The organism is Rhizobium sp. R86522, assembly GCF_042466255.1.
Classification (GTDB): Bacteria; Pseudomonadota; Alphaproteobacteria; order Rhizobiales; family Rhizobiaceae; genus Allorhizobium.
Map to the genome: position 1 here is coordinate 221,578 of NZ_JAXHBX010000001.1, position 17,388 is coordinate 238,965.

20 protein-coding genes are annotated in these 17,388 nt (G+C 62.1%); 10 read left to right on the forward strand and 10 right to left on the reverse strand.

The features are described from left to right. Positions 1-5: 5 nt before the first annotated feature. Genes bchM through idi form a run of 10 tightly spaced genes read left to right on the forward strand, consistent with a single transcriptional unit; the run spans position 6 to position 8,274 of the window. Positions 6-722 carry a magnesium protoporphyrin IX methyltransferase gene (bchM, locus tag SJY08_RS01010; protein ID WP_377274268.1) on the forward strand — a complete coding sequence of 239 codons (717 nt, stop codon included), beginning with the start codon at positions 6-8 and terminating at the stop codon, positions 720-722. Next, positions 719-2,158, forward strand: coding sequence for an MFS transporter (locus tag SJY08_RS01015; RefSeq protein WP_377274270.1), 1,440 nt, complete (start codon positions 719-721; stop codon positions 2,156-2,158). The genes bchM and SJY08_RS01015 overlap by 4 nt, the downstream gene beginning before the upstream one ends. A 37-nt stretch (positions 2,159-2,195) precedes the next feature. Continuing rightward, complete coding sequence (gene puhA, locus SJY08_RS01020; protein WP_054147807.1) at positions 2,196-2,975, forward strand: photosynthetic reaction center subunit H; 780 nt, start codon at positions 2,196-2,198, stop codon at positions 2,973-2,975. Next, the gene (gene puhB / locus SJY08_RS01025) at positions 2,972-3,646 is read left to right on the forward strand and encodes a photosynthetic complex putative assembly protein PuhB (protein ID WP_054147808.1); all 675 of its coding nucleotides are present in this window, start codon (positions 2,972-2,974) and stop codon (positions 3,644-3,646) included. The genes puhA and puhB overlap by 4 nt, the downstream gene beginning before the upstream one ends. Positions 3,647-3,656: 10 nt before the next feature. Further along, positions 3,657-4,151 carry a photosynthetic complex assembly protein PuhC gene (gene puhC, locus SJY08_RS01030; RefSeq protein WP_054147809.1) on the forward strand — a complete coding sequence of 165 codons (495 nt, stop codon included), beginning with the start codon at positions 3,657-3,659 and terminating at the stop codon, positions 4,149-4,151. Further along, positions 4,148-4,453 (forward strand): hypothetical protein, encoded by a 306-nt coding sequence (locus SJY08_RS01035; RefSeq protein ID WP_082347540.1) that lies wholly within the window; start codon positions 4,148-4,150, stop codon positions 4,451-4,453. Before puhC ends, SJY08_RS01035 begins: the two co-directional genes overlap by 4 nt. Before the next feature lie 56 nt (positions 4,454-4,509). Further along, a complete protein-coding gene (gene acsF, locus SJY08_RS01040; RefSeq protein WP_153763626.1) occupies positions 4,510-5,559 on the forward strand; it encodes a magnesium-protoporphyrin IX monomethyl ester (oxidative) cyclase in 1,050 nt (349 codons plus the stop codon). 10 nt (positions 5,560-5,569) lie between these two features. Continuing rightward, entirely contained in the window at positions 5,570-6,469 is a 900-nt protein-coding gene (puhE, locus tag SJY08_RS01045) for a putative photosynthetic complex assembly protein PuhE (RefSeq protein ID WP_153762902.1), read from the forward strand. Then, positions 6,469-7,686: a 5-aminolevulinate synthase gene (gene hemA / locus SJY08_RS01050; RefSeq protein ID WP_153762901.1), complete on the forward strand. Its 1,218-nt coding sequence runs from the start codon at positions 6,469-6,471 to the stop codon at positions 7,684-7,686. The genes puhE and hemA overlap by 1 nt, the downstream gene beginning before the upstream one ends. A 54-nt stretch (positions 7,687-7,740) precedes the next feature. Then, positions 7,741-8,274 carry an isopentenyl-diphosphate delta-isomerase gene (idi, locus tag SJY08_RS01055; protein ID WP_153762900.1) on the forward strand — a complete coding sequence of 178 codons (534 nt, stop codon included), beginning with the start codon at positions 7,741-7,743 and terminating at the stop codon, positions 8,272-8,274. Between the two features lie 178 nt (positions 8,275-8,452). Here idi and pufC read toward each other — a convergent pair whose 3' ends face one another. From pufC to bchC, 10 genes are all read right to left on the reverse strand, one after another. Then, positions 8,453-9,622, reverse strand: a complete 1,170-nt coding sequence (gene pufC, locus SJY08_RS01060; RefSeq protein ID WP_054147814.1) for a photosynthetic reaction center cytochrome PufC — start codon at positions 9,620-9,622, stop codon at positions 8,453-8,455. An 11-nt stretch (positions 9,623-9,633) separates the two neighbouring features. Then, positions 9,634-10,599, reverse strand: coding sequence for a photosynthetic reaction center subunit M (gene pufM, locus SJY08_RS01065; protein ID WP_069043235.1), 966 nt, complete (start codon positions 10,597-10,599; stop codon positions 9,634-9,636). Positions 10,600-10,612: 13 nt separating this feature from the next. Then, complete coding sequence (gene pufL, locus SJY08_RS01070; protein WP_054147816.1) at positions 10,613-11,458, reverse strand: photosynthetic reaction center subunit L; 846 nt, start codon at positions 11,456-11,458, stop codon at positions 10,613-10,615. 99 nt (positions 11,459-11,557) lie between these two features. Next, complete coding sequence (gene pufA, locus SJY08_RS01075) at positions 11,558-11,755, reverse strand: light-harvesting antenna LH1, alpha subunit (RefSeq protein WP_054147817.1); 198 nt, start codon at positions 11,753-11,755, stop codon at positions 11,558-11,560. Positions 11,756-11,767: 12 nt separating this feature from the next. After that, positions 11,768-11,989, reverse strand: coding sequence for a light-harvesting antenna LH1, beta subunit (pufB, locus tag SJY08_RS01080; RefSeq protein WP_006724822.1), 222 nt, complete (start codon positions 11,987-11,989; stop codon positions 11,768-11,770). A 116-nt stretch (positions 11,990-12,105) separates the two neighbouring features. Then, complete coding sequence (locus SJY08_RS01085) at positions 12,106-12,339, reverse strand: hypothetical protein (protein WP_377274277.1); 234 nt, start codon at positions 12,337-12,339, stop codon at positions 12,106-12,108. A 44-nt stretch (positions 12,340-12,383) separates the two neighbouring features. Continuing rightward, positions 12,384-13,835, reverse strand: a complete 1,452-nt coding sequence (gene bchZ, locus SJY08_RS01090; RefSeq protein WP_377274279.1) for a chlorophyllide a reductase subunit Z — start codon at positions 13,833-13,835, stop codon at positions 12,384-12,386. Further along, positions 13,829-15,412 (reverse strand): chlorophyllide a reductase subunit Y, encoded by a 1,584-nt coding sequence (gene bchY / locus SJY08_RS01095; RefSeq protein ID WP_377274281.1) that lies wholly within the window; start codon positions 15,410-15,412, stop codon positions 13,829-13,831. Before bchY ends, bchZ begins: the two co-directional genes overlap by 7 nt. A 15-nt stretch (positions 15,413-15,427) precedes the next feature. After that, complete coding sequence (locus SJY08_RS01100) at positions 15,428-16,435, reverse strand: chlorophyllide a reductase iron protein subunit X (RefSeq protein WP_069043238.1); 1,008 nt, start codon at positions 16,433-16,435, stop codon at positions 15,428-15,430. Next, positions 16,432-17,370, reverse strand: coding sequence for a chlorophyll synthesis pathway protein BchC (bchC, locus tag SJY08_RS01105; protein WP_069043239.1), 939 nt, complete (start codon positions 17,368-17,370; stop codon positions 16,432-16,434). Before bchC ends, SJY08_RS01100 begins: the two co-directional genes overlap by 4 nt. Positions 17,371-17,388: the final 18 nt, after the last annotated feature.

Sequence of the window (17,388 nt, forward strand, 5' to 3'; positions counted from 1 at the left end):
TTGTCATGAGCCAGACCGATTACATCAGACGCACGGGCGAGATCGAACACTACTTCGACCGCACCGCGCTCGATGCCTGGAAGCGGCTGACCGGCGACCAGCCGGTGAGCGGCATTCGCGCCACCGTGCGCAAGGGGCGCGAAGAGATGCGTGGCACGCTTGCTTCGTGGCTGCCGCAGGACCTCACAGGCTGGCGCATCCTCGATGCAGGCTGTGGCTCGGGAGTTCTGTCCTTCGAGCTCATCGCACGTGGTGCCGAAGTCGTCGGCATTGATCTGTCCGCGCAAATGATCGCGCATGCCCGCCAGCGGGCGCATGACCTCGAAGCCGCCCATGGTCGTTTCAAGGGCTCCGTCACCTTCCACAGCGGCGACATGCTCGACCCACGCCACGGGCGTTTCGATGCCGTGGTCGCGATGGATGTACTGATCCACTACCGCCCGGCAGACGCCGTGCGTGTGCTTCACACTTTGGCCGAGCGCACCTCCCGCCAGATGATCTTCACGCTGGCCCCTGGATCCCGCCTGCTGCGGGCGATGCTTGCTGCCGGCAAGGTTTTCCCGCGCGGCAATCGTGCGCCGGCGATCTACCTGGTCGATCCGGAGCGACTTGTCGCACAGATGGTCAACCATCCGGAGTTTGCCCATTGGCAGGTCGGTCGCAGCCACAAGGTTGCCGTTGGCTTCTACACATCGCAGGCCATGGAGGTGATCCGGTCATGACGATCGCTGCCGCCAACCGCAAAATGATCTCGTTCTGGCAGAAGCTCGGAACGCGCTTCATGCCGTTTGCGGATGCTGCGTCGGCGGAGATGCCTTTGTCGAGGTTGTTGCGGCTGTCGCTCTTCCAGATCTCTGCCGGTTGCGTACTCGTCCTTTTGACCGGGACACTGAACCGCGTGCTGATTGTCGAACTCGGCGTTTCCGTCGCGCTCGTCTCGGCGGTGGTTGCCATTCCGGTTCTTGCCGCTCCGCTCAGGCTCCTCTTCGGTTTCCGCTCGGACACCTATAAATCGGTGCTTGGCTGGCGGCGTGTGCCCTATGTCTGGCTCGGCAGTCTGCTGCAGTTCGGTGGTCTGGCGATCATGCCCTTTGCGCTGCTGCTCCTGCAGTCACAGACCATCGGACCCGACTGGGCGGGCGCTGCGGGTGCGAGCCTCGCCTTCATTCTCACCGGCTTCGGCATGCACATGTCGCAGACGGCTGGCCTCGCGCTCGCCAGCGACCTCGTGCCCGAGGAAAAGCGCCCGCGCGTCGTCGCGCTTCTATACTTCATGCTGCTCACCGGCATGATCGGGGCCTCCAGCTTCTATAGCATTTTCCTGGTCGATTTTTCCCCGAAGGTGCTGATCCAGGTCATCCAGGGCACGGCGCTGCTCACCATCATCATCAACGTCATCGCCATCTGGAAGCAGGAAGCCCGCGACGTGCGCCGCTCGGCCGTTGACCGGGATCTGTCGAGCTTCTTCGATGCTCTCGACGATTATCGCAGTGCCCCTGGTGTCATGCGTCTGCTGCTGGCTGTTGCCATCGGATCTGCGGCCTTCTCCATGCAGGACATCCTGCTCGAGCCCTATGGCGGCGAAATCCTCGGCCTCACTGTCGGCGAGACGACGCGCCTGACTGGCATTTGGGCCTTCGGCACCATGGTCGGCTTCGCCTGGGCCGCCCGCAGCCTGCAGCATGGTGCTCAGATGTACCGGGTGGCGGCGCGGGGCTTGCTGATCGGTCTCGGCGCCTTCTCGGCCGTCATCTTCGCCTCGCCGCTCGGCGTTACCGCGCTCTTCCATCTTGGTGCCTTTGCAATCGGGCTTGGCGGCGGTTTGTTTGCCGTCGGCACGATGCTCGCCGCCATGGGTATCGCCGAGCGCTCGGATAGTGGTCTCGTCGTGGGCGCCTGGGGTGCCGTGCAGGCTACCGCCATCGGTGCGGCCATGCTGGCCGGCGGGGTGATCAAGAACACGATCAATTCACTGGCGCTCAATGGCTCGCTGGGTGACGTCATGATGACGCCGGCTGCTGGCTATCTGGTCGTCTACAGCTTTGAAATCATTCTCCTCTTTCTGTGCCTGGCGGTTCTCGGTCCACTGACCGGCCGGCGCTATCAGAGGGACTATCTGCAAGACATGCGTTTTGGATTGGCGGAGCTGCCCGGCTGATTGCCGGCAGATGCGCTTTACACGGGAGGGTCTGGATATGACCGGGTCGCTGGTTGGGAATATCGATGTCGCACAAGTGGTGCTCTATGTGTTTTGGCTCTTCTTCGCGGGGCTGATCTGGTATCTGCGCCAGGAAGACCGCCGCGAGGGCTATCCGCTCGAAGAAGATGTCTCGGGCCGTTACAACAAGAGCCCCTGGCTCTTCGTGCCGCCGAAGAAGACCTTCATCCTGCCGCATGGCCAGGGCGTCCGGCATGCTCCTGACTTCAAGCGTGACGAACGCACCTTCTCGAGCCGCCGCATCGCGCCGGCCCCGGGCTATCCGATCGAGCCGGTTGGCAATCCGCTGCTTGCGGGCATCGGCCCAGGCTCCTGGGCCGAACGTTCCGACAAGCCTGACGTGACCGCCCATGGCGATGCCCGCATCGTGCCGCTCCGTGTCGCCGAGGGCTTCGGCCTTGCCGAAGGCGCCGCCGATCCGCGTGGCCTTGCCGTCCTCGGTTGCGACAAGCAGATTGCCGGCACAGTCAAGGATATCTGGGTCGACCGGGCCGAGCATCTGATCCGCTACTATGAGGTGGAACTCGCCGATGGTGGACGCACCGTGCTTTTGCCGAACAACTTCGTCGTCTTCCAGACCGGTCGCGGCAATGTCCGGTATCTCTACGTGCATGCTGTCACCGCCGCGCAGTTCGCCGATGTACCAGCCACCGCTCGTCCGGAACTCGTGACCCTGCTCGAGGAAGACAAGATCGCCGCCTACTTCGGTGCGGGTCTCCTCTATGCGGATCGCTTTCGTCAGGAGCCACTGCTGTGAAACAGTTCGTCACACGAGAACATGAGATCGAGCCGCTGCCAGGCCTTCCAGGCGTGCCTCCGGCCGGCGAAGTCATCCTCTGGCAGGGGCGGCCATCGTCTGCCCTTGTCGCCCGCCATCTTTTGAAAGTCCGCTGGATTGTCGGTTATTTCCTGATCCTCGCCAGCTGGGCCGTGCTTGCCGGCTTGAACGATGGTCAACCTGTCGGCGGCATCGTCTTTTCGGTGGCTGTCCTGACCGCCTTGGCCGGGGTGCTGATCGGCATGATCGAGCTCTTCGCCTGGGCCGTTGAAAAGACGACCCTCTACACGATCACCACGGAGCGCATCGTCATTCGCTTCGGTGTGGCAATTTCGATGACGCTGAACCTGCCGTATCGGCAGGTCGACGGTGTGGCTCTCGCACGGCTCGGCGAAAAGGCGGGCATGATCGCCATTGCCCTTCTGCCAGAGCAGCGCCTGTCCTGGCTCATTCAGTGGCCGCATGTGCGGGGCTTCCGTTTCTCAAGGCCGGAGCCAAGCCTGATCTGCCTGCCCGACGCGGACAAGGTGGCGAATGTGCTGTCGGCCGCGATCGGCCAGTATCGTGGCGCGCGTGCCGAGCAGCCACGGATTATCATGCAAGAGACGGCCGGAAGCGCCATGCCGCCTTCCGTCGTTGCAGCCGAATAGGAGCCGTGTGATGGGATCGGCCTCGCATCTCGGTTACTGGGCGGACCGCAAGGGCAAGACGCCCAATCGTGTGCCTCGCGGCGTGTTTCTTGGTCTTGTCGGTCTCCTTGCTTTTACGGCAGGCGCAATCCTTTTCGGAACAACGACAGGGATCGGGCTCGTCAAGCAGCAGCAGGCTGCACCGATCGCCATCCGCGATCTCACCATCACCCGCACCACTTCAGATTTCGTCGTGGTGAGAGACGCTGCGACTGGCCAGGAGATTGCAAGCTATGCGCCACAGGCCGGTGGCTTTGTGCCAGGCTCCTTGCGTGCATTCGAGCGCATGCGCCAGGTCTCCAAGGTACCGTTCGATACGCCATACCGACTGATCAAGTGGGATGCGGGCGGACTGAGCCTGTCTGATACGGGCACCGGCGAGCGAATCTATCTCGATGCATTCGGCCCGGACAACGTGGCTGCATTTGAAGCCCTTCTGGGCTCACAGGGAGGAGAAAACCAATGAACCCGGTCTTTGCCTTGATGCGACGGAAGGAGACGGTCGATTGTACCGTTGAGATCAACAACACCTTCGAGGCGCTCGGTGCGCACTTACGGTTCGACAACGGCGTGGTGGTCCATCCCGGTGACGAAGTGCAGGTGCATGGCGCACCGGTCTCCATCCCCTATGGCTCCTGCCAGAATTTCCGCCGCAAGGCGACCATCACCCGGGCGGGTTTCCTGGAGCGGGCCTGGACCCGCGCAACCGGGGATCTCGACATGATGGAATTGTGCGAATTCAGCTTCACGGAGAGGGCACTGTCATGAACAACCATGTTTCGCCTGTTGATCTTGCCGATCACGAGCCGACCGTCGAAGAACGCATGGCCGGGGTCAGCGACACGACCCGCAGCGCTCTCGTCTCCACGATGCTGACACCGCGCTTCTACACCACCGATTTCGAAGAGATGGACAAGATCAATGTTGAGCCGGTGCGCGCCGAATGGGACGTGCTGATCGCGCAGATGAAGAGCGATCCGAACCGCGGGCACTTCAAGCGCAACGAACAGTGGGACGATATCGACATCGACGCCCTGCCGGACGATCTTCGCGAGGAGTTCATCGATTTCCTGGTTTCCTCGCTCACCTCGGAATTTTCCGGCTGCGTGCTCTACAAGGAGATGAAGCGACGCGGCAAGAACCAGGAGATCTGCGAGCTCTTCGGCTATATGAGCCGAGACGAGTCGCGCCATGCCGGCTTCATCAATGATGCGCTGAAGGAATTCGGCATCGGCGTGAACATGGGCTTTCTGGCAAAGGCGAAGAAGTACACCTTCTTCAAGCCGAAGTTCATCTACTATGCGACCTATCTCTCCGAGAAGATCGGCTATGCCCGCTACATCACCATCTTCCGGCATCTCGAAAAGCACCCGGACAAGCGCTTCCACCCGATCTTCAAGTGGTTCCGTGAATGGTGCAATGACGAATTCTCCCATGGCGAGGCCTTCTCGCTGATCATCCGCTCCGACAAGCGGCTGATGGAGGGCATGAACAAGTACTGGATCAAGTTCTTCCTGCTTGCCGTCTTCGCTACCATGTATGTGCGCGACCATATGCGGCCGGCCTTCCACAAGGGTCTCGGCGTCGATATCGACGACTACGACATGAAGGTCTTCCGGCTGACGAGCGAGATCTCGCGCCAGTGCTTCCCGCTCGTGCTCGATCTCGACAATCCGGCCCTGCATGAAGGCTTCCGCCGGATGGAGCGGATCAACCGCAAGGTCATGGCGGCTGACGCAAAGGGTGGCCTCTCGGGCAAGATCGCAAAGGGTTTCTGGTCGGCGGCCGCAGCGGTCAATTTCGTCCGGATGTATGCGATCCCGACCAAGTCGAACGCCATCCCGGCGACGTCCCGCCTGCAGCCGGTCTGGTGAGGAGATTGCCATGACCTTCACGCACCCGCTCGCTGTCGTTCTGGTCGCCATCTCCGTATGGTGGCTTTCGACCGGGCTGGTGCTCGCCATGGTCAACCGATCCGACGGGCCGCGGGGCAGGGGCCTTGTTCTGATGGGGCTGATGACCGTGATCGGCGCATTCGGTTTCGGGCTGATGCTCTGGGGCGCACAGGAGCCGACGGTGCTCGGCTCCTATGTCGGCTTCTTCGGAGCGCTGCTCGTCTGGGCTTGGCACGAGGCTGCTTTCCTGACAGGGCTACTGACAGGACGACGGACGGGTGAGTGCCCGCCCGGGCTGACCGGCTTCAGCCGGTTCCGGGCGGCCTGGGAGGCAGTCAGCGATCACGAGATCGCCATTCTGGTGACCGCGATTGCCCTGTGGTTAACGCTCGAGGGATCGGCCAATCTCTTCGGGCTCGCCGCCTTCGGTTTGCTCTGGGGTATGCGGATCTCCGCCAAGCTGGTGATCTTCCTCGGCGCGCCGCATGCCGTCAGCGAGCTGATGCCGAAGGGCATCCGCCATCTCAAAAGCTATTTCAAGACCGACCGGATGACGCCGCTGTTTCCGATCTTTCTGGCGATCGCGGCCGGCATCTTTGCCGTCCTCGTCGTCGGTGCCAACCGCGCGACACATGCGCATTCGGTGGTCGGACACACATTGCTCGCCACCTTCATGGCGCTTGCCATCGTTGAGCATCTGGTTCTCGTCCTTCCCGTCTCGGACACGGCGCTCTGGCGCTGGGCGATGGCGCGCCAGGATCGGGCCAATCTTGCCATCCGCCCTGCGGCGGACGGCGTTTCCGCACTCAAGGAGGGTGGGCCGGTGTCCGTGCCGCACACCTCCTGGACAGCAATTGCAAAAGACACGATCGGGAAGAGGAAAGACTGATGACTGTTTTCCAGCACATGGAAGAGGCGCTTGCCGGCCTGCATACTGCCGGCAATTACCGCGTGTTCGCGGATCTTGAGCGTCACTGCTCGGCCTTTCCGAAAGCCGCGTTTCACCATGGTGACGGGACGGCCCGCGACGTCACCGTCTGGTGCTCGAACGATTATCTCGGCATGGGCCAGAACCCGCTCGTGACGGAACGGATGATCGAGGTTGTGCGTAAGTGCGGCGCCGGTGCCGGCGGCACGCGCAACATCTCCGGTACCAATCATTATCATGTCCTGCTCGAGCAGGAGCTGGCGGACCTGCATGGCAAGGAAGGCGCGCTGATCTTCACATCAGGTTACGTGTCCAACTGGGCAGCGCTCGGCACGCTGCTCGCAAAGATCCCCGGCATCATCTGCTATTCGGACTCGCTCAATCACGCCTCGATGATCGAAGGCATCCGTCATTCCCGCTGCATCAAGCGGCAGTTCCGGCACAATGACTACAAGCATCTGCGCGAGTTGATGGCGGCCGACGATCCGGCAGCGCCGAAACTGGTCGCCTTCGAGAGCGTCTACTCGATGGACGGCGATATCTCGCCGATCAAGGAGATCTGCGATGTCGCCGACCAGTTCGGTGCCTTGACCTATCTCGACGAGGTGCATGCGGTCGGCATGTACGGGCCGCGCGGCGGTGGCGTGGCTGAGCGCGAAGGCCTCATGGACCGGTTGACGGTCATCGAGGGGACGCTTGGCAAGGCTTTCGGTGTCATGGGCGGCTACATCACCGGTCCCGCCGTGCTGGTGGATTTTGTTCGCTCTTTTGCGTCAGGCTTCATCTTCACCACCGCGATCCCGCCGGCGCTTGCGGCTGGGGCGACTGCGTCGATCCGCCATCTCAAGGAAAGCCCCTTCGAGCGCCATATGCATCAGGCGACGGTCGCGAAGGTCCGGCGGGCGCTCGACGTGCGGGGTATCCCGCACATGCACAACCCGAGCCACATCGTGCCCGTCATGGTCGGTAATGCGGCCAAGTGCAAATGGATCTCGGACGTGTTGCTCGACGACTTCGGCATCTATGTCCAGCCGATCAACTATCCCACGGTCGCCGTTGGCAAGGAAAGACTGCGCATTACACCGACGCCGCTTCACACAGACGCGGATATCGAACACCTTGCCGAAGCGCTCTGTTCGCTGTGGTCGAAATGTGCATTGGCCAGGGCGGTTGCCTGAGGATTACAAAAGCCGTATCGGCACGGCGCAGCCAGGAGTTTGGAGCCGGACAGGATGACGGACAGCATTTACATTCCGGCGATTGCCGGCGACGGATCGCTCTATCCGATCGAAAAGATGCAGGCGCATCTCGACGGACAGCTGCATCTGGCCGTGTCCGTCTTCGTCTTCGACGGTGACCTGTTGCTCATCCAGAAACGTGCATCGACGAAGTATCACTGCGCCGGACTCTGGGCGAATACCTGCTGCACCCATCCCCATTGGGACGAAACGGTCGAGGACTGCGCTGAGCGCCGCCTGACCGAAGAGCTCGGCTTTACCTTACCGCTCACGCGCCATCAGACCGTGGAATATGCTGCCGATGTGGGCCAAGGGCTGAAGGAGCACGAGCGTGTGACGCTGTTCAGCGCCCAGGTCGACAGCCGGACACTGCAGATCGCGCCTGTGGAAGGCGAGGTCGAGGAGACCCGCTGGATTGGCCCTCGTGAGTTGATGCGCGAGGTGCTCGAGCGTCCGCAGGATTTCACACCTTGGTTTCGCATCTACTTGCAGCGCTTTCCGGGCTTGAGTTTCGCCGAAGCTGCCTGATACCCACACCGATCCCCCCATCTCTCCTCATCTCAAACATAGTCAGCATCGGTAGCCTGAAGGTTACCGATGCTGACTATGTTTGCTGTGGTGGTACTACAAGCAGACGGGCGAAACGCGCAAAAGGAAAGGGAGCCCGAGAGCTCCCCTTCCCCATGCGGCCCGCCTTGGGAGGCCGTCAATCGCTGGCGGTCTGGTTCTCGGCCGGTAGCACTGCAGCGGCCGTCTGAGAGGTTGTCTTCATCGGCAGTGCACTGCTCTGCTCCGCCGGTGCCATCCGTTGGGTCACGCCCGGCTGATAGGTCGTGAAGTCCGGCACCGTGATCGGGCCCTTCTTGGCCAGGGAGTCGACATAGTCCTGGAGCATCGAGACACCGTAGAGCGGCTTCTGCACACCGGCATGGCAGGTTGCGCAGCCGACCTTGAAGACATCGCCTTCCGGTCCCTTGCGGGTGTCAGGGAAGACCGGCGTCAGGCCAACCATGTAGTTGGCGTTGATGTCGCGGGTCATGCGGATGCCGTGCCAGGCGGTTACGCGCTGCGGTGGGCTTTCATCCCAGGCATTGAAGGCTCTGGAGTTGTGGCAGGTGGTGCAGTTCACGCCGAGCGATTCCGACATGTGCATCATCAGTGACCAGGTGGCTTCGGTTTCCTTCGTCCCGGCGAGGTTGGTGCCGGTCGGCAGAGCCGTCGTCGAATGAACACGGATCTGCTCGGCTTCGAGAAGGTAGTCCTTCAGCACGTTCTGTGGCAGGGACGAATTGCCTGCGAACTTCGCCACGACATTCTGGCCCGCGCGGTTCTGGGTCATGCCGCCGGCCGGCTTGGGCTCCAGATCCTCGTACCAGTAGTTGGCGGGGATCGCCTGGCCACGGTGACAGGTGTAGCAAGTGGCGCCAACCTGACCGACATGGGCAGTCCAATCGACATTGATCGCCTGAGTCATCTGGATCATGCGGCGGGAGACAACTTTCTGGTAGACCTCGTCGGATGCGAGGTTTTCCGGATTATGGCAGTAGTTGCAACCCACTTCAGGCGCGATCCATTCGGTGATCGAGGCCATGAACTGGTTGAACTGGTCGTCCGAGAGATCGCCGAGGATCTGCACATTTTCGTAGATGTCGCCTGCCCTGTCGCCCGCGGGGTCGGCTTCCCATGGGGCTGGCGGCACAACGTTCGCCAGCTTCAGTGCTTCCTGCTTTTCGACATCCCGGTGGACATACATACCGGTACCGCGAAAGCCGATCTGTTCGCTCTCGACAGGCGGAGCATCCCAACCGGCGCCAACGAAGCTTGCGATCGTCAGCAATGAACCGGCGGAGACGGCGAAGGGAATCCAGAGTTTCATCGTCGTTCTCCTCAAAGCGCCGGGTCGACGACGCCGGGATAGCCCGGCAGCGGGGACACGATCCCGTGGTTGATGCCCCAAAGGTACCAGTTGTCGACAACGGTGCCTGTCAGCAGGATGCCGATGCCGCCGGTGATCGGGGTCAGAATGGCGAACCACCAGGCCCAGCGGTGGACCGATTCCATGGTGGCGTTGAAGCCCATGGTCCATCTCCAGAAGAGGGCTGCGCGTTCGGAAGCGGTGCCGCGATCGGTGATCTGTTCCAGTTCGCGTTCACCACCATACTTGCCGACGGCCAGGATCGTCGCGCCATGCATCGCAAAGAGCAGCACGGAGCCGTAGAGGAAGACGATCGAGAGGCAATGGAACGGATTGTAGTAGAGGTTGCCGTAGCGGATCGAGAAAGCAGCTGTCCAGTCGAGATGCGGGAAGATGCCGAAGGGCACGGCTTCCGAGAAGTTGCCCATCAACAGTGGACGAATGAAACCGAGCACCAGGAACAGCCAGATTGCGGCTGCAAAGGCCCAGGCTACATGAGTCCCCATCTCCAGCTGGCGTGCCCGACGATAGACGCGCACCCACCACAAAAGGACCGACATGGTCAGGAAGAAGCCTGCGATCAACCACCAGCCACCTTCCGCGAGCGGCGGCAGGACCTTCAGGCCGTATTGTGCAGACGGCGGTTCTAGACCCAGCCAGAAGAGCTGCCGTACGAACTGGATCGGATCCCAGCCGACCGAAGCCAGCATGTTGAGGCCGATGATTTCGAAGGCGATCAAGCCGAAGACCAGCGACAGTGTGCCGAGCCAGCCGAGATAGATCGGTCCGATCTGGGCATTGCCGATGATACCGAACAGGCGGACGAAGATCGGTTTGCCGGTGCGCGGGCTGTCGCCTGCGGGAAGGGGCATGCCTTCTTCCGCTGGACCGCTGACCTGGATCGGCGTGATGATGTTTTGATATTGCGCTAAGAACATGGTCCGGTCCCCCTCAGTTCCAGATCGGCAGCGTCAGCCACCAGTTCCACCATTGCGGCCAGCCCTGGTTCCAGAACGGTCCGCTGATGACGATGCAGACGGCGCTCCAGAAGCCCGCGTTCAGCGCCAGGATCAGGCCGAGGCGGTGGATGCCCAGCGTGCCGATCGAGTAGCCGATGATGTCGCGGAAGAATGTGTCTTCGTATTCCGGCGTCTTCACCTCTGCCTGCTTTCCGGCTTCGGTGATCGATGAACCTGGATTGGCAGCGGACAGGATGAGGCCACCATGCAGGGAGAGCGCCAGCGTCGTGGTGAAGAAGAAGGTCACCGCGATCATGTGCGCCGGATTGTAATGGAAGTGCAGATATTGGTAGCCGACGTTCGAAACCCAGTCGAGGTGGCTGAAGATGCCGTAGGGAAAACCATGTCCCCAGGCGCCGAGCAGCAGCGGACGGAAAACGACGAGCGTCGCATAGGCGAAGATCGCGACGGAGAAGGCGAAGGGTACGTGGTAGCCCATGCCGAGCTTGCGGCAGATCTCCACTTCACGCAGGGCCCAAGATATGAACGCGCCCAGCGCGCAGACGGTAACTATCTGCCAGAGGCCGCCTTCCTTGAGTGGCGCCAGCGCTAGACCGTAGGACAGGTCGGGTGGCGCGATCGAGATCCGCCAGATGTTCCAGGTCGGACCGATGGCCGCGCCATAGACCAGAAGTGCAGTCCCGAGGATCGCGAAGAATGCCGTGGTGACGCCGAAGAACCCTACATAGAAGGGTCCTACCCAGAAATCGAAGAGATCGCCCCCGAGCAGTGTCCCGCCTCGTACGCGATATTTGCGTTCAAAACTCAGCAGCGCCATGTTCGTTTCCTCCAGAGGTGATCAGCCAGGCGGCGTTGTCGGGTCATGCCGTTTGGCGGCGGGCGAGACCGAAGTGCCGCCCGCTGCCGTCTTGGTTCTTCAGCCAATGAGCCGGAAATCCACGCCTTCAGAGTGGGACTGCTCGACAGAGCTGGTCGTGAGGGGTTTGCCCTCGAACCAGTTGTAGCGGTCCGTGCTCAGCAGGATGAAGTGGATCAGGATCGCAAGCGTGAACAGGAATACAGACAGTGCAACCAGCGCCTTGCGCGGGTCGAACATAAGCCAGACTCTCCACATATCGCGTCCTCCTCAGGTCAACATCGGCAGAAGCGTGAGAGCCGTCTGGTTAATGCCCTCGAGAGAGCTGTAACCTTCCGGACCCGGGATCCAGGGACGCCACATCCAGACCAAGATATGCGCGACGATGGCAATCGCCGTGAATATCATGAAGCCTTGGATGAAGAATCCATGGACCTCGCGCGCTTCGCTTTCGGTCAGACCCGAAAGTGAAACATTTGATGTTTCAGCCATCAAATTCACCTCCTAGTCTCGAACACCGCGGCGCCCCCGCGGCGGGGTTTCGGGAGGTCTTTGAAAAGACCTGCCGGGTTTCTGCCGGTGTCGAGAACACCGGCAAAGGGATCGGGTCACGCGTGGAAGGCGTAACCGGCAGCTGCATAGGCCGAGGAGCGAGCCTCGGCGAAGATCGATTGAGCGGACCGCTCGGCGGCCTCTTCCGCATGGCCGGTCATGCGCGACGCGACGGCCGCGAACAGGCAGAGCGGATAGAGGAGCAGGTAGAGGCGCCGCATGTTCTGGCGCTCGGACTGGCGGTCGCGATGTCGACGCAGGTCCTGATCGGATCGGGTTGCAGTGACCATGGCTTTGCCTCCAGTTGTCCCGTTGATGGGTCTCGTTCCGATGTTCATGCGTAGGCTCCCTCTAGGCGGGCGGCCGTTTCGACATGATCGCGGGTAACTTCGTTATCTTCGGCGCGGCGGGCTTCGCGTTCCGCTGCTTCCCGCAGCCGCTTGGCGGCCGAGATGCGGACGAGGACCGGCTCGTTGCCGATGAATTTTTCGAGCGACGCCTGGGCATCGGATTGCCAAGCCATATCCGTGCGCGGACGGGCCGTGGTCGCCTCGATCGCATCAAGCTCTCCGGCGCGCGGCAGGATGTCGAACAGCATGTCGAAAAGCGCGTTGCAGACTTCCTGGATCAGCCAGGCCGCACCCGAATAACCCATGACAGGCGTGCCAGGATGGCGACGGACGATGGCGCCGGGATAGGACAGCTGCACGAACTTGCCGCGGGCCCCGCGCTCGGCCATGTACATGCGCTCGTTGAACGAGCCGAACATGATCATCGGCGGTTTCTTGGCGGTCAGTTCCGCAACCTCGATATTGTCAGTCTTCGATCCGGCCTTGCGCGAGATCGCGAAGTTGCAGGGCAGGCCCATTTCCTCTTCGAGGAAATTGCGGATGCCGCGCACATAGGTCTCGTTTGCGACGATCGCGAAGCTCGCGGTCGCGAAGAAGTCCTGGGTGACGGAGCGCCAGAGATCCCAGAGCGGCTTCAGCGTCGTGTGCTTTTCCTTCAAAATGAAGGGTTCAGGGTCGAGCCCGAGCATGTCGCCGAGTTCGCGCAGGAAGGCCGTCGTCGAATGGATGCCGATCGGTGCTTGCAGATACGGGCGGTCGAGCGTTTCACAGAGCAGGCGGCCGAATTCGCGGTAGAGGCAGATATTGGCATCGGCATCGGCGAGCTTGCGGACGTCTTCGAGATGGCTGCCCAATGGGAAGACCATGTTGATTTCGGCGCCCAGTCCCTCGACGAGACGGCGGATTTCCGCCAGATCCGAAGGCATGTTGTAGGTGCCGTAGATCGGGCCGATGATGTTGACGCGGGGCTTTGCGCCTTCCGGACGTCTGCGCGGTGCGGGCACCTTGCCGCCCTTGGGGCCGAATTCTGTCCAGAGCCATTTCAGGGCTCGGTCGGCGCTCTGCCACTGGTCTTCGTCGATCGTGCGGGGCAGGAAGCGGACAATGTTGGAACCTTCCGGCGTCACGCCACCACCGATCATTTCGGCGATCGAGCCGGTAACGACGACGGCCGGCAGGTCCGGATCGAGCGCGAGACGCGCCCGCTTCATCGCACCTTCCGTGCCATGTTGACCAAGTTCGTCTTCGGAAAGACCCGACACGACGATCGGCAGCTCGTGCGGAGGCAGGGCGTCCGTGTAGTGGAGGACCGAGGTGACCGGCAGGTTTTCGCAGCCCACCGGGCCGTCGATGATCACCTGGAGACCCTTGATCGCGGTGAAGGCATAGACGCTGCCCCAGTATCCGCCGGCTCTGTCGTGGTCGAGGATCAGCATCCGACACTCTCCCCATTGTCGACGGCGTTGCGGGACTGCTTGACCTTGGCGGCGAATTTCTTGCGATAGGCGCTGCGATCTTCGGGCACGTTTTCCCAGATGCCAGCGCCATCGCCCTGGCCTACGCCTTCAAAGAAGGCGTTCATGGCGAGGAAGCGGTCCTTGTTGCCGATCGCGGCGTTGATCACGGCGGGCAGCGAGGCGACGCCGGCCGGACCCATCAGTGGCCGGGCAGAGATCAGATTGGTGAAGTAGAGGGCAGGGGTGGCGCTCTCCTTGGCCTTCTGCACCACGGGGGTCGTACCGATGGCGAGGTCCGGCTTGAACTCATGGAAGGCGGCGAGGTCCTGCTCCAGCGATGCGCGGAAGCGCAGTTCCACACCATGCGCGGAAAGCCATTCGGCGTCCTCGGAGTTGTAAGGCGTCTTCGGACAGGCCGTGCCGACATAGCGCAGGTCCGCGCCGAGTTCGACGAGCAGGCGTGCGACCAGCAGTTCGGAGCCTTCGTAGCCTGACAGTGTGATGCGGCCGTTGATCTTGTGCTCGGCGAGTGCTGCCTTGATTGCGCCGCGCATGGCATTGCGGCTGATATTGGTCTTCGCCTCCGGGACGTTGCAGCTGTCGCCGATCGCCTTCAGCCAGGCATCGGTACCGTCGATACCCACAGGGGCCGATCCGACGATCGGACGACCGGCCGCCTGGAATTCGCGGATGCTTGCCGTGTAGAAGGGATGGATCGCAGCCACAGCGGCGCAGTCGAGAGCAGAATAGAGCTCGCGCCATTCGCGGACGGGAACGGTCGGGCCGGCAGCAAGGCCCATGGGTTCCAGCATGCCGCCGATCACAACCGGATCGACCGGGAACATTTCGCCGAGCAGTGTGACTGTTGGCCTGTCCTTCAGTCCACCACGCGGGCGCTGAACCGGGCCTTCGCCGATTTCCTGGCGGGCATAGGCGAGCATCGCGCCTGACAGCACGTCCTTGGCTTCCGCATGGGTCGGAACACCAAAGCCGGGGACGTCGATGCCCACGATGCGGACGCCGTCGATTTCGCGTGGCAGCATGCGGAGCGGCACGCCAGAGGCGGAGGGGACGCAGAGGTTGGTGACGACGACGGCGTCGAACTTCTCCGGATCCGCCATCTGGTGCACGGCCTCGACGATGTCCTCGTATAGTTTGCCGGTGACGAGCGTTTCGGAGGAGAAGGGCACATAGCCGACTGAGCGCTTGGCGCCGTAGAAATGCGAGGTAAAGGTCAGGCCGTAGACGCAGCAGGCAGAGCCCGAGAGGATCGTGGCGACACGGCGCATACGCAGGCCGACGCGGAGCGAGCCGAAGGCCGGGCACATGGATTGCGGCTGATCATGAGGGCCCTTGGGATAGTCCGCCTCGAAGCGATCCATCAGTTCGCCTTGGCCAGCGGCACGGGCCGCTGCCTTGGAAAGCTCGACGCCGCCATGGCATCCAATGCCGTTTGTGTCTGCGGTCGCCATGTCGCCAAGGACGGCGGCATCGTTGCCGACGGGAGCGATCCCGCCAGCGTCGTCCAGCTCGAATTCCTTGCGCAGGTCATCCATGATGTTCACCCGATCTCACACGTTGTCGTAGACGACTTCCAGCGACGGCCGTTTCAGCGCGCCCGTGGCGCACATGTCTTCCGGCAGGGCTGGCTGGAGCTTGTAATCGGCGCCTGTTTCGCTGGCGTCGAAGAGGCCGAGCAGGCCATCCTGATCGAGCGGCTTCGGGAGGATCGGCGGCGCTTCGGCCAGATTGATCGAGAGTGCTTCGAAAAGCGGCCCCCAATGGCTCTCATGCGTGCCGATGATCTGGTAGTTGGCGCTCTTGCGGCGGATGTCGTCATCCTGCGGGATCGAGGCGAGCACCGGGATGCCAACGGCGTCCGCAAAGGCTTGGGCTTCACCCGTACCGTCATCCTTGTTGATGACGAGACCCGCGACGCCGACATTGCCGCCGAGATTGCGGAAGTATTTCACCGCAGAGCAGACATTGTTCGCGACATAGAGCGATTGCAGGTCGTTGGAGCCGACGACGACGACCTTCTGGCACATGTCGCGGGCGATCGGCAGGCCGAAGCCGCCGCAGACCACGTCGCCGAGGAAGTCGAGCAGGATGAAATCGAAGTCCCATTCATGGAAGCCGAGTTTTTCCAGGGTTTCGAAGCCATGGATGATGCCGCGTCCGCCGCAGCCGCGACCGACTTCCGGTCCGCCGAGCTCCATGGCAAAGACGCCGTCGCGCTTGAAGCAAACGTCGGAGATCGAGACTTCCTGACCAGCTTCCTTGCGGCGCGAGGCTGTCTGGATGATGGTCGGGCAGGCGCGCCCACCGAAAAGCAGCGAGGTCGTGTCGCTCTTCGGATCGCAGCCGATCAGCAAGACCTTCTTGCCGAGTTGCGCCAGCATGTAGGAGAGATTGGCGAGCGTGAAGCTCTTGCCGATGCCACCCTTGCCGTAGATCGCGATGATCTGCGTATCCTTGGTCACCTTGCCGGTCGCCGGGGCATCGGGTTCGATGGCGGCTTCGTCACGAAGGTTCTCCTGCAGGCGCTCCAGGCCGTCTTGTGCGAGGTCGAGGCTCATGCGGCATTCCTCCAGTCGATGATCATTTTCAGGCAGTCGGGGTCTTTGAATGCGGTCCGATAGGCCGAGGCCGCATTCGATGGGTCGGAATGGTGGGTAATCAGGCCGCCTAAGGAGAGGCGCCCGGAGTCGACAAGGGCGAGCACCGCCTGGACATCCGCCGGCGTAAACTCCGCGGAGATGGCGATGGAGGCTTCCTTCATGAAGGCCGCCGGAAAGGCGAAGTCGAGCCGTTCGCCATAAAAGCCGGCGAGCACGAGTTCCCCGCGCCGGTTGAGGCGCGCGATGGCCTTGTCGACAACGCTGGGATCGCCGCTTGCATCGATGATGGCGTCGTGACGCTGGTCGCCGGCGGCCTCTGGTGTCTCGACGACATATCCGGTCGCTCCATCGCGGCGGGCAAGGCGTGTCTCCCAGACGGTCGGCGCCGAATGCCCGGTTGCCATGACAATCCGGGCGATCAGGCGGCCGAGGACGCCATGGCCGATGACAAGTGTGGCTGGATGTGCCGACCGACAGACGGCGTGGTGTGCGGTTGCCGCCAGCGCAAGCAGGGCTGCCTCTTCCGCATTCTCAAATTGGGTCTTGACGGTGCGGGCACCGGGAACCACGAGCCTTGCGGCGCTGGCACCGAACAGTCCGGCAGCATCTTCATAACAATTGGCGCCCGGGACGAAGACCTGATCTCCGACGGAGCGGCCGGAGTCTGGCCCGGCCTCGACCACCGTGCCAACCGTCTCATAGCCTGGGACGAGTGGATAACGCATGCCCGGAAAGGCTGGCATGGTGCCGTCGTAGAGCAACTTCTCTGTGCCACTCGAAACCCCGCTGAAGCAGGACTCGACAACCACGTCCGACGCCTCGGGCGCACGGAGCGCCAATCGCCTGACGGCGAGTATTCCCGGTTTTTCAAAGACGATGGCTGAACTGCGCATTGTCGTGCCCTCCCCGGA